This is a genomic window from Pseudomonas sp. R4-35-07 (genome assembly GCF_003852235.1).
Classification (GTDB): Bacteria; Pseudomonadota; Gammaproteobacteria; order Pseudomonadales; family Pseudomonadaceae; genus Aquipseudomonas.
The window spans coordinates 4843040-4855045 of sequence record NZ_CP027732.1; the positions used below are offsets into that span (position 1 = coordinate 4843040).

A 12006-nucleotide genomic window follows, 5' to 3' on the forward strand; every position below is an offset into this window, starting at 1 on the left:
TCGGCTCGGGCTCATTATTGACCACTCAGCAACAAATGGCCTCCCAACAGCGCCATGCCGGTGAAAAAAACCCGCTTGAACCACAGCGCACTGATGCGCTGGCGCAACGCCTGGCCCAGCCACATTCCCAGCAATGCCGGCACCAGCGCCAACAACGATGCACCGACTTCGCCGCCGCCGAGTGCACCGCGCCAGGCCAGCCCGGCGGCCAACGCCAGGGTCGACACGCTGAACGACAGCCCCAGCGCCTGCACCAACTGATCACGGCTCAAGCCTAGAGCTTGCAGATAAGGCACTGCGGGAATCACGAACACACCGGTGACCGAGGTGATGAGGCCCGTGATTACCCCACACAGCGGGCCCAGCCAGCGCTCGGTTCGCGGCCCGACCTGGAAAGTGGGCAGGCATAATCCACTCACCGCATACAGCAACAACGCCCCGCCCAATGCGCGCACCACCCACGGCCCGGCGTCCATGCCCAGCCACAGCGTGCCCAGGCCGGCACCGAAAAAAATCAGCGACAGCATCGGCCACAGGCGCTTGAGCAAAGTGCCCAAGTGACCGCCCAGCGCCAGTTGCCAGAGGTTGGTGACCGTCGAGGGAATGATCAGTAACGCCGCAGCCTGTGCCGGCAACATAGCCAGGCCGAGCATGCCCATGGCCACGGTGGGCAGGCCCAGGCCGATCACGCCCTTCACCGTGCCGGCCAGCAGGAAAGTGCCGATCACCAGCATGGACAGTGCCGGGCCGAGGGTTTGGTAGAAAGCCAGTAAAGTCGTCATAAGCAGAATTGTGCGGTTTTGATGAACCGTTGGAAATTCGCCATATACTGAGGCAGCCTCTTGTTTTGTGTGAGGCAGAGGAAATCTTGAGCCATGCACTTTGACCTGATCGACCTGCGCCTCTACCTGCACATACTGGACGCCGGCAACATCACCGCCGGCGCCGCCCGCAGCCATTTATCCCTGGCCGCCGCCAGCGCGCGCATTCGGGCGATGGAGGCTTCACTGGGCGTCGAATGCCTGGAGCGCGGCCGCCGTGGCGTCACCCCGACACCCGCCGGCAAAGCCCTGGGCCGCCACGCCCGCCTGCTGCTGCAACAGGCCGAGCATCTGCAACAAGACCTGGCTGAATACGCCAACGGCGTCAAAGGCCAGGTGCGCCTGCTGTGCAATACCACGGCCCTGAGCGAATACCTGCCGGAGCGATTGGCGGACTTTCTGTGCGAGCACCCCAACCTCGATATCGACCTGCAGGAGCTGCCCAGCCTGCGGATCACCCAAGCCCTGCGCCAAGGCACGGCCGACCTGGGGATCATCTCCGATGCGGTGGACAGCTCCGGGCTGCAGACCCTGCCCTTTCACGACGATCCGCTGGTGCTGATCATGCCCGTGGAGCATTCGCTGGCAGCCGACACGGTGAGTTTCATCGACAGCCTGCAACACGACTACGTCGGCCTCGCCGCCAGCAGTGCGTTGGCGGTGTATCTGGAGGAACAGGCGCTGCATGCGGGGTTTCGCCTGCAAACGCGGATCCGCGCCGAGGGTTTCGATGGGGTGATTCGCATGGTCGCCCGGGGCGCGGGCCTGGGCATCGTGCCCAAGGCCGCCCTGGACCGCTGGCCGGCGGACGTTCGCATCAAGGCCCAGCCGCTCAAGGAGGACTGGGCCTGTCGCCACTTGCTGCTCTGCGCACGCTCGTTCGACCACCTGCCGGGTTATGCCAGGGCCTTGTTCGATGCCTTGGCCCTGCCCTTGCGGAACAACCCGTAGTACACCGCGCTCAGGATCAGCAGGAACGGCACGCCAAACACCAGGGTCATCTTGAATGCCTCGGTAAAATACGTGGTGATCATCACCGCGCCCATCAGCACCAGGCCCAACAGTGTGCTGTAGGGAAACAGGCGCAGCTCGAAAGACAATTTCGCCCCACCGTGGCGTTTGCGGTAGCGGCGGAAAAACAGGTGCGTGAGGAAGATCATGAACCAGGTGAAGATCGCGCCGAACATCGAGATCGCCATCATCAGCGTGAACGAGCTTTCCGGGTACACCAGGTTGAGCAAGGTCGCCAGCGCGATACCGGAGCTGGACAGCAGCAAGGCATTGAGCGGGATGCCGCTCTTGCTCAACGCGCCCATGGACTTGGGCGCAAAGCCTGCGCGGGACAGGCTGAACATCATGCGCGTGGTGATGTAGAGCTGGCTGTTCATCGCCGACAACGCCGCGATCAGGATCACGAAATTCATCACCCCGGTGGCACCGGGAATGCCGATGGTCTGCATCACCGTGACGAACGGGCTCTGGGCTTGGCCGGCCTGGTTCCACGGCACGATGGCGAGCATCAGCGCCAGGGTCAGCAGGTAGAACACCACCAGGCGCACGATGGTCGCGCGAAAGGCTTTCTTCACCGCCCGCTCCGGGTCGGCCGCTTCGCCGGCCGCCACCGCGATCATCTCCACGCTCAAGTAGCTGAAGATCGACACGATGACCGCCACCCACATGCCGCTCACCCCATGGGGGAAAAACCCGTCATGGGCCGTGTAGTTCTGCACGCCGTAATCCGGATTGCCGGAGCCGAACACCACGTACAGGGCCAGGATGATGAAGCCGACAATGGCGCTGATCTTGATGGTGGAGAACCAGTATTCGAAGGTGCCGAACGTCTTCACGCTGATCGCATTGAGCAGGATCAGCACGCTGGAAAACGACACGATCCACACCCACTCCGGCACGTTGGCGAACCAGTACTTCATGTACATCGCCACCGCCGTGACCTCGGCCCCCACCGCCAACACAATTGCCGCCCAGTAGGCATACCGCACCAGGAACCCGGCCAGGGGGCTGATGTAGAACTCGGCGTAGGCGCCAAAGGAGCCGGAGGTGGAATGGGCCACCGTCATCTCCGCCAGGCACCCCATCAAGATCAAGGTAATCAACGCCCCAATGGCGTAACTCAACAACACGCTGGGCCCGGCATAGCCGATGGCGTAGGCGCTGCCCATGAACAGCCCGGTCCCGATAGCGCCGCCGATGGCGATCATGCTCATCTGGCCGGAAGTGAGCTGGCGCCTCAGGCCCAGTTCGCGGTGGGTAATGTCTGCAAAGCCGTTGCTTTCTGGCCTGGTCACGTGGCGTGCCCCTTTATTATTGTGATTGCTGCTGTTGCCACAGATCCCCTGTGGGAGGGGGCTTGCTCCCGATAGCGGTGTGTCAGTCACTGATATGCCTACTGACACACTGCTATCGGGAGCAAGCCCCCTCCCACATTGGTTTTGTGGTGCTCTTAAGTAACGCTGTTACGCACCTTGAATTGCGGCTGGTCCCAGGTGGTGTTGTCGAGAATGTCAGCGAGGATTTCCACGGCGTCCCACACGTCGGTAAAGCGTGTGTACAGCGGGGTAAAACCGAAGCGCATGATGCGCGGCTCGCGGTAGTCGCCGATCACGCCACGGGCGATCAGGGCCTGGATCACGGCATAGCCTTGCGGGTGTTCGAAGCTGACATGGCTGCCGCGCCGGGCATGTTCACGGGGTGTGATCAGCACCAGGCGATGGGCCGCACAGCGGGTTTCGACCAGGGCAATAAACAGGTCGGTCAGGGCCAGGGATTTGCTGCGCAGGCTGCTCATATCGGTGCGCTCGAAAATCTCCAGGCCGCACTCGACCATGGCCAGCGAGGTAATCGGCTGGGTACCGCACAGGTAGCGGGCGATGCCGGCGCTCGGCGCATAGTTGGATTCCATCGCGAACTGGCGGGTATGCCCGAACCAGCCCGACAGCGGCTGGCGCACCAGGTCCACCAACGCCGGGTTGACCCACACGAACGCCTGGGAGCCGGGGCCACCATTGAGGTATTTGTAGGTGCAGCCAATCGCATAATCGGCGCCGGCCGCGTGCAGGTCGATGGGCACCGCGCCCGCCGAATGGGCCAGGTCCCAGATGCTCAGCGCGCCGCATTCATGGCTCAAGGCAGTGAGCGCACGCATGTCGTACATGTAACCGGTCTTGTAGTTGACGTGGGTAAGCATCACCACCGCCACGTCCTCATCGATGGCCTGGGGCAGTTCGTCAGGGCTGTTGACCAGGCGCAACGAGTAACCCTGCTGCAGCAACTCGGCGAGACCCTCGGCGATGTACAGGTCGGTGGGAAAGTTGCTCGCTTCGCTGACGATCACCTTGCGCGCCGGCTGGCGCTGGCGCTGCACGGTCAGCGCGGCGCTGAGGACTTTGAACAGGTTGATGGAGGTGGTATCGGTGATCACCACTTCGCCCTCTCGCGCACCGATCAGCGGCGCCAAGCGATTGCCCAGGCGCTGGGACAAGTCCGCCCAGCCCGCGCTGTTCCAGCTGCGAATCAAGCCATCGCCCCACTCCTGCGCGATCACCTGTTGCGCCCGCGCCAACGCCGCCACCGGGCGCGCGCCCAGGGAGTTGCCGTCGAGGTAGATCACGCCCTCGGGCAAGGCAAACTCGCGGCGCAATGGCGCCAGCACGTCCTGGGCATCGAGGGCTTGGCAATGGCTTCGGGTGTTCATGGGTGGTCCTGGTTTTTATCGGGAATATGCAGCAAATAATGAACGAACTTTTAGAGAATTTTCGTGCAAAGTGGTGGGCGAAGGGCTATTTAAGCTGTAGGAAATTCGAATTTAACCTGCAAACACGCGGATTTATGCCAACCATGATTCTTGACGCCACCGACCTGCGCCTCCTGCATTTCCTGCAACAGGATGGCCGTATCAGCAACCAGGAACTGGCGGAAAAAGTCGCACTGTCGCCCTCCGCCTGCCTGCGCCGTTTGCGCCTGCTGGAGAGCGAAGGCGTGATCAGCGGCTACCGCGCGGTACTCAATGCCGAGCAGTTGGGCATTGAGCTTGAGGCCATCGTGCACCTGTCGTTGCGCCAGGATGTGGAAGACTGGCATGAGACGTTCATCCAGAAAGTGCAGGGCTGGCCGGAGGTGGCCAGTGCCTATGTGATCACTGGCGCCAGCAACTATGTGCTGCGGGTACAGGCGCGCAACCTCAAGCATTTTTCGGACTTTATCGTGAACCACCTGAACCGCACGGCGGGGGTGATGGATATCCGTTCGGAGATTGTGTTGCAGAAGATCAAGGATCGGGATGAGGTGCTGGATCTGGTTATTCGCAAATAGCACCTGCAACAAAGTTCAAATGTGGGAGGGAGCAAGCCCCCTCCCATATTTTTTTGACCGCGTTCAGTCTTCGAGGGCTCGGACTCGCTGCATGCGCTGTTGCTCCATCGGCGCAGTGGCGGGCTGCAATTCAAAGTCAAAATCAATCTGCGCAAACCGACCCTCCACGCCAAACTCCCGCGCCAGTTGCGGGTCGTCACTGAAGCGAATTTCGGCGATCAATTCATCGCGCGTGGCGTAGGCAAAGTCATCATGCAGGTACGGGTCATCCGACAGGTTGATCTGGGTGGTCAGGTGCCGATGACCCGGCGCCGAGATGAAGAAGTGAATGTGCGCCGGACGCTGCCCGTGACGGCCCAATTGGTCGAGGAGCTGCTGGGTCGGCCCGGTCGGCGGGCAGCCGTAGCCGGACGGCACGATGCTGCGAAAACGGTAGTTGCCCTGGGCGTCGGTCTCTATGCGTCGGCGCAGGTTGAACTCCGATTGCGTCGGGTCGAACCACGAATACGTGCCGCCGGTATTGGCCTGCCACACATCGACAATTGCCCCCGCCAACGGCTTGCCGTCGGTGTCGCGCACCTGCCCGCGCATGAACAGCGGTACGGCATCGTCCGTGCCATCATCCAGGCGCGCTTCGTATTTGGACAACGGCGCACCGGCCACGTACAGCGGGCCTTCGATGGTGCGTGGCGTGCCACCGGATTTGCCGGCTTCGATGTCGGCGGCGTCCATCAACAGGTCCAAGTAATGCTCCAGGCCCAGCCCGGCGGCGAGCAAGCCGGCTTCCTGGTGTTTGCCCAGTTCGTTGAGGTAATTGACCGCCTTCCAGAACTCTTGCGGGGTCACTTCCAGGTCTTCGATGATGTTCACGGTGTCGCGCAGGATCCGGTAGATCAGCGCCTTGGTGCGCGGGTTGCCGCCATCATTGAGATTGCCGCTGGCTTGTTCGAGAAACTGCTGGGCGTGGGCCGTCTGGGACAGTCGGATGGACATGGTGCAATCCTCATCTTGTAATTATCGGGTGCAAAAAAGGCTCAGCGGTCGTCGTCATGGATCGACGACGGGTGCCGACACAGCGCATTCACTTCTATAGCCATATAGGGAAACAACGGCAGTTGCATCAGCGTGTCATGCAGGTCTTGCACGCTCTCCACATCGAACACGCTGTAGTTGGCGTAGTGCCCGGCGATGCGCCACAGGTGGCGCCATTTGCCCTCTTGTTGCAGGTGCTGGGCCAGGGCTTTTTCTTCGGCCTTGAGGTTGGCGGCGCGCTCGGGGGGCATGTCGAGCGGCAGGTTCACGGTCATTTTTACGTGGAACAACATGGCAGGCGCCTCTTAGTGTTTATCCCGACGGAAGAACGCCAGGCGCTCTTCATCGATCGCCAGGCCCAGGCCCGGCACGGTGGAGACATGCAGCTCGAAGTCGCGATACAGCAGCGGCTCGGTGAGGATGTCTTCGGTGAGCAGCAACGGGCCGAACAGTTCGGTGCCCCACGCCAGCTTGTTCAGCGTGAGGAACGCGTGTGCCGAGGCCAGCGTGCCGATGCCGCCTTCGAGCATGGTGCCGCCGTAGAGGCCGATGCCCGCCGCTTCGGCAATCGCCGCCGTGCGCAATACCGCACGCGGGCCGCCGTTCTTGGCGATCTTGAGGGCGAACACCGAGGCCGCGCCTTCGCGGGCCAGGTTGAAGGCATCCTCGACGCATTCAATGGATTCATCGGCCATGATCGGCGCCGGGCTCGACAGGTTCAGCCGCGCCATGCCGCCTCGGTTGTTGCGCGAGATCGGCTGTTCGATCAGGTCGATACCGCTGTCTCCCAGCACCTGGCAGGCGCGCAGGGCCACGGCCTCGTCCCAGGCCTGGTTGACATCGACGCGCACACTGGCGCGCTCACCCAGCGCGCGCTTGATCGCGAGTACGTGGGCCAGGTCACGCTCGATTGCACCGGCACCGATCTTCAATTTGAAGACGCGATGGCGGCGCAGGTCGAGCATCTTCTCGGCCTCGGCAATGTCCTGGGCGGTGTTGCCGCTGGCCAGGGTCCAGGCCACCGGCAAGGCATCGCGCACGCGCCCGCCGAGCAGTGCGCTGACCGGCAGGTTCAGGCGCTTGCCGAGGGCATCGAGCAACGCGCTTTCGATCCCCGACTTGGCGAAGGTGTTGCCGCGAATGCTGCGCTCCAGGCGCAACATGGCGGCGTTGATATTGCTCGCGTCCTGGCCGATCAGCAGCGGCGCGACGTGCTGGTCGATGTTGACCTTGATGCTTTCGGGGCTCTCGTTGCCATAGCTCAGGCCGCCGATGGTGGTGGACTCACCGATACCCTCGATGCCATCGGCGCAACGCAGGCGGATGATCACCAAAGTCTGGTTTTGCATGGTGTGCATCGCCAGCGTGTGCGGGCGAATGGTGGGCAGATCGACGATGATCGTTTCGATCGACTCGATGGGGCAAATCGGCATGGCAATACCCGTTGGGTTCTTTATAGGTTTGCGCCGATTCTGTGCTGCGTGGTTGAAGGGTTCCAATATAGAATTGGTCTGGTTCAATACCTTTAAGGTATTAAAGGAGCCAACATGGAACTGCGTCACCTGCGCTATTTCCAGATGCTGGGGCAGACCCTCAACTTCACCCGTGCCGCCGAACGCCTGCACATCGCCCAGCCGCCGTTGAGTCGGCAGATCCAGCAATTGGAAGACGAATTGGGCGTGGTGCTGCTCGAGCGCGGTCGACCGCTGCGGCTGACCGAGGCCGGGCGGTTTTTCTATGAGCACGCCAATGTGCTGCTCGAGCAATTGGGCACGGTGTGCGACAACACCCGGCGCATCGGCCTGGGCGAGAAGACCTGGCTGGGTATCGGTTTTGCGCCGTCGACCTTGTACGGCGTGCTGCCGGAACTGATTCGGCGGCTGCGCACCCATGAGTCGCTGGCGTTGGAATTGGGCTTGTCGGAGATGACCACCGTGCAGCAGGTCGAAGCCCTCAAGGCCGGGCGCATCGATGTGGGCTTCGGGCGGATCCGCATCGACGACCCGGCCATCGTCCAGCGTGTACTGGTGCAAGACCGACTGGTGGCGGTGTTGCCCAGTGGTCACCCATTGCTCGGCGCGCCCGCGAGCCTTGCGCAATTGGCCGCCGAACCCTTTGTGCTGTACCCCGGCAACCCGCGACCCAGCTACGCCGACCACGTGATCGCGCTGTTCGACGCCCATGGCCTGAGCCTTAACGTCGCGCAGTGGACCAACGAGCTGCAAACCGCTATCGGCCTGGTGGGCGCCGGCATGGGTGTGACGCTGGTACCGGCGTCGGTGCAGGTGCTGCACCGGGCGGATATCGGCTACACGCCGATTGTGGAAGCGACCGCGACCTCGCCGATCATTCTCAGCCGACGGGTGAATGATCAATCGCCGGGGCTCAGTCATTGCCTGCAACTGGTTGAAGAGCTGCTCTGAATTATCCCAGACGCTGCAATTCAAATGTGGGAGGGGGCTTGCCCCCGATGGCGGAGTGTCAGTCAGTACATCTGTCACTGATACACCGCAATCGGGGGCAAGCCCCCTCCCACCTTTGATCCGCATGGTTTTTTAGAGACTGCGCAGGCGCTTGCGTTGCAGGGTTTGGCTAGGGGCCTCATCGAACAGTTTGCGGTACTCCGCCGAGAACCGTCCCAAGTGGGTAAAGCCCCAGCCCAGGGCGATTTCGGAGATGGTACGCGTGGCACCCTGCTCGAGGATTTCCTGACGCACCGCCACCAGCCGGTGCTTCTTCAAATACGCCATGGGCGACAGCGCGAAGTATTTGCGAAACGCATCGAACAGCTTGAAGCGCGACACGCCGGCCACTGCCTCCAGGTCTTCCAGGTGCACCGCCTCTCGCGCATTGTCGTGCAGGTACTGGCGCGCCCGGATCAGGTAGTGCGGCAACTTCACGCCCAATACGTCGCGCAGTTCTTCGGAGTAGTTGTTCGGCTGGGCCAGGATCAAGCCCTTGATCAGCGAGCTTTCCAGGTCCCGGGTAAACGCCGCTTGCTCGTACAACTCGCTACGGTGCTCAAACTCGGCAATGAAGTAGCGCGCCATGCGCCACCACGAGGCCGGGGCGCCGTCCACCGCGTCCATCACCGGTTCGAAGCGCAGCGGCGCCTCGATCGGCCGTTGCAGCAAACCTTCCAGCGACTCGCTCATGGCCGCGCGCGTGATCACCACCTGCAACTTGCGGCAGTCACCGGAAATCGCCAGCACCTGATGCTCGTTGGGCGCAATGATCACCCCCTGGTCGCGGTTGGAGCTCAGGCGCTCACCGTTCTTGCTCAGCTCCTGTTCGCCGATCAACGGCAGGCTCAGGCTGTAGCTGCTGAAGTGCTCGGCGTCTTCGATGTCGATGGTCACGTCGGTGCCGTATTCGATCACGCCCAGGGTGGTGGCGCGGGACTTGAACACATTGGCGCTGTGGTGAAAACGCAGGCGTTCCGGCGTGGCCGTCGCCAAACGATGGGGCCCGCAGATGCCGCACATCCAGCTGCAGGCACCCTCCAGGTCGAAGCGTTGAATACGGATATCGCGTGTCTGGCTATTCATCAGGTGCACCCACGGCGGTCAGGCGTTTGCGCGCTCTGGCGGCGCGTCGTCAGGGGTCGACAGCAAGTTCCACGCCACGCCAGCGCGATGCTCACTGGGTGGATAGCAAAGGTCGACTAAGTGGATAACGCCCGGCTGTTTTCGGCCCTTACCCGCAATGACAGTAGCGCATCACGTCACCGCTGCGCACCGGGTTGGGTATTTGCCGCCCAACTTTGCGGCCCATCTTCCCCGATTAAGCGGATAGCCCGCACCCTGCACCGCTGCCTCTAATGAACCACCGATTAGCCCCGATCAAAAAGGTGCCTCCCATGAGTGGTGCAAGAAACGTCGAGCAGTGGAAAACCTTTATCGAAAGTTGCCTGGACTTTCGCCCGGCCGATGAAGTGTTCCGCATCGCCCGCGACATGTTCACCGAGCCCGAACTGTTCGACCTGGAAATGGAACTGATCTTCGAGAAGAACTGGATCTACGCCTGCCACGAAAGCGAACTGGCCAATAACCACGATTTCGTGACAATGCGCGCCGGGCGCCAGCCGATGATCATCACCCGCGACGGCGAAGGCCGGCTTAACGCGCTGATCAATGCCTGCCAGCATCGCGGCACCACCCTCACCCGCGTAGGCAAAGGCAACCAGTCCACGTTCACCTGCCCGTTCCATGCCTGGTGCTACAAAAGCGATGGCCGCTTGGTGAAGGTCAAGGCGCCGGGGGAATACCCGGAAGGTTTCGACAAAGCCACCCGCGGCCTGAAAAAGGCGCGCATCGACAGCTACAAGGGCTTTGTGTTTATCAGCCTCGACGTGAACGGCACTGACAGCCTGGAAGACTTCCTCGGCGATGCCAAAGTGTTCTTCGACATGATGGTGGCGCAGTCTGCCACGGGTGAGTTGGAGGTGCTGCCGGGCAAGTCCGCCTACACCTACGACGGCAACTGGAAGCTGCAGAATGAAAACGGCCTGGACGGGTATCACGTCAGCACCGTGCACTACAACTACGTGGCCACGGTGCAGCATCGCCAGCAGGTGAACAGCGAAAACGGCGCCAGTGCCGGCACCACCCTGGACTACAGCAAGCTCGGCGCCGGCGACGCCAATACCGATGACGGCTGGTTCGCCTTCAACAACGGCCACAGCCTGTTGTTCAGCGACATGCCCAACCCCAGCGTGCGCTCCGGCTACGCCACCATCATGCCGCGCCTGGTGGCCGAACACGGCCAGCAGAAAGCCGAATGGATGATGCACCGCCTGCGCAACCTGAATATCTACCCGAGCCTGTTCTTTCTCGACCAGATCAGCTCCCAACTGCGCATCATCCGCCCGCTGGCATGGAACAAGACCGAGATTATCAGCCAGTGCCTGGGGGTGAAGCACGAGTCCGACGCCGACCGCGAAAACCGCATTCGCCAGTTCGAGGACTTTTTCAATGTCTCGGGCATGGGCACGCCGGATGACCTGGTGGAGTTTCGCGAGGCCCAGCGCGGTTTCCAGGGCCGCCTGGAGCGCTGGAGCGATATTTCGCGCGGCAGCCATCGCTGGCAGACCGGGCCAACACCCAACAGCGAAGCCATCGGTATCCAGCCGGCCATGACCGGCACCGAATTCACCCACGAAGGCCTGTACGTCAACCAGCACCGCAACTGGCAGCAATTCCTGCTCAACGGTCTGGACCAGCAAGCACTGAAACTGCGGGAGGTGAAGTGATGAATGCGCAGTTGCAGTACCAGATCGAGCAATTCTTCTACCGCAAATCCGCACTGTGTGACGCCCAGGACTGGGATGCCTATGTGCAGCTGTTCGACCCACAGAGCGAATTCCACCTGCCGCAATGGGACTCCGAACATGTCTACACCCAGGACCCCAAGCGCGAGATGTCGTTGATCTATTACGCCAACCGCTCAGGGCTGGAGGACCGGGTATTCCGCCTGCGAACCGGCAAGGCAGCCTCGGCCACGCCGATGCCGCGCACCTTGCACCTGATCAACAACGTGCGCATTGCCGAGTTGGCGGGCGGCGAGCTGGACGTGAAGTTGAATTGGCACACGCTGTTCTACCGGCTGGCGACTTCGGAGCAGTTCTACGGGCAGGCCACTTACCGCCTCAAGCCACACGGCGACAGCTGGCTGATCACCCGCAAGCATGCGTTATTGCTGAACGACACCATCAACTCGGTGCTGGATTTCTATCACCTTTGAAGCACACCCCACCTGTGGCGAGGGAGCTTGCTCCCGCTGGGCTGCGCAGCGGCCCCAAAAAGCTTGGGAGCGCTGCGCACTC

The 12006-nt window shown here is 62.0% G+C and carries 12 protein-coding genes; 5 read left to right on the top strand and 7 right to left on the bottom strand.

Features of this window, described 5'->3' with window-relative positions; genetic code table 11:
• Positions 1–14 precede the first annotated feature (14 nt).
• Positions 15–782 carry a sulfite exporter TauE/SafE family protein gene (locus C4J89_RS22160; protein WP_124415585.1) on the bottom strand — a complete coding sequence of 256 codons (768 nt, stop codon included), beginning with the start codon at positions 780–782 and terminating at the stop codon, positions 15–17.
• A gap of 93 nt (positions 783–875) precedes the next feature.
• Between C4J89_RS22160 and C4J89_RS22165 the strand changes: the two genes are divergently transcribed.
• The gene (locus tag C4J89_RS22165; protein WP_124415586.1) at positions 876–1772 is read left to right on the top strand and encodes a LysR family transcriptional regulator; all 897 of its coding nucleotides are present in this window, start codon (positions 876–878) and stop codon (positions 1770–1772) included.
• Here C4J89_RS22165 and C4J89_RS22170 read toward each other — a convergent pair.
• Positions 1718–3127, bottom strand: coding sequence for an amino acid permease (locus tag C4J89_RS22170; protein ID WP_124415587.1), 1410 nt, complete (start codon positions 3125–3127; stop codon positions 1718–1720). The genes C4J89_RS22165 and C4J89_RS22170 overlap by 55 nt on opposite strands.
• A 155-nt stretch (positions 3128–3282) precedes the next feature.
• The gene (gene kynU / locus C4J89_RS22175) at positions 3283–4533 is read right to left on the bottom strand and encodes a kynureninase (protein WP_124415588.1); all 1251 of its coding nucleotides are present in this window, start codon (positions 4531–4533) and stop codon (positions 3283–3285) included.
• A 143-nt stretch (positions 4534–4676) separates the two neighbouring features.
• Between kynU and C4J89_RS22180 the strand changes: the two genes are divergently transcribed.
• Positions 4677–5150, top strand: coding sequence for an Lrp/AsnC family transcriptional regulator (locus C4J89_RS22180; RefSeq protein ID WP_124364384.1), 474 nt, complete (start codon positions 4677–4679; stop codon positions 5148–5150).
• 63 nt (positions 5151–5213) lie between these two features.
• Here C4J89_RS22180 and catA read toward each other — a convergent pair whose 3' ends face one another.
• Genes catA through C4J89_RS22195 form a run of 3 tightly spaced genes read right to left on the bottom strand, consistent with a single transcriptional unit; the run spans position 5214 to position 7615 of the window.
• Complete coding sequence (gene catA / locus C4J89_RS22185) at positions 5214–6143, bottom strand: catechol 1,2-dioxygenase (protein ID WP_124410755.1); 930 nt, start codon at positions 6141–6143, stop codon at positions 5214–5216.
• Between the two features lie 41 nt (positions 6144–6184).
• Positions 6185–6475, bottom strand: a complete 291-nt coding sequence (catC, locus tag C4J89_RS22190; RefSeq protein WP_124371837.1) for a muconolactone Delta-isomerase — start codon at positions 6473–6475, stop codon at positions 6185–6187.
• A 12-nt stretch (positions 6476–6487) separates the two neighbouring features.
• Positions 6488–7615 carry a muconate cycloisomerase family protein gene (locus tag C4J89_RS22195; protein WP_124415589.1) on the bottom strand — a complete coding sequence of 376 codons (1128 nt, stop codon included), beginning with the start codon at positions 7613–7615 and terminating at the stop codon, positions 6488–6490.
• Between the two features lie 114 nt (positions 7616–7729).
• Here C4J89_RS22195 and C4J89_RS22200 point away from each other — a divergent pair, with 114 nt between their 5' ends.
• Entirely contained in the window at positions 7730–8605 is an 876-nt protein-coding gene (locus C4J89_RS22200; RefSeq protein ID WP_124415590.1) for a LysR family transcriptional regulator, read from the top strand.
• A gap of 132 nt (positions 8606–8737) precedes the next feature.
• Here C4J89_RS22200 and C4J89_RS22205 read toward each other — a convergent pair whose 3' ends face one another.
• Positions 8738–9730, bottom strand: a complete 993-nt coding sequence (locus tag C4J89_RS22205; protein WP_124364389.1) for a helix-turn-helix domain-containing protein — start codon at positions 9728–9730, stop codon at positions 8738–8740.
• 311 nt (positions 9731–10041) lie between these two features.
• On the opposite strand from C4J89_RS22205, the gene antA reads away from it, so the two are divergent.
• A complete protein-coding gene (gene antA, locus C4J89_RS22210; protein WP_124415591.1) occupies positions 10042–11433 on the top strand; it encodes an anthranilate 1,2-dioxygenase large subunit in 1392 nt (463 codons plus the stop codon).
• Entirely contained in the window at positions 11433–11924 is a 492-nt protein-coding gene (gene antB / locus C4J89_RS22215) for an anthranilate 1,2-dioxygenase small subunit (protein WP_124405272.1), read from the top strand. The genes antA and antB overlap by 1 nt, the downstream gene beginning before the upstream one ends.
• Positions 11925–12006: the final 82 nt, after the last annotated feature.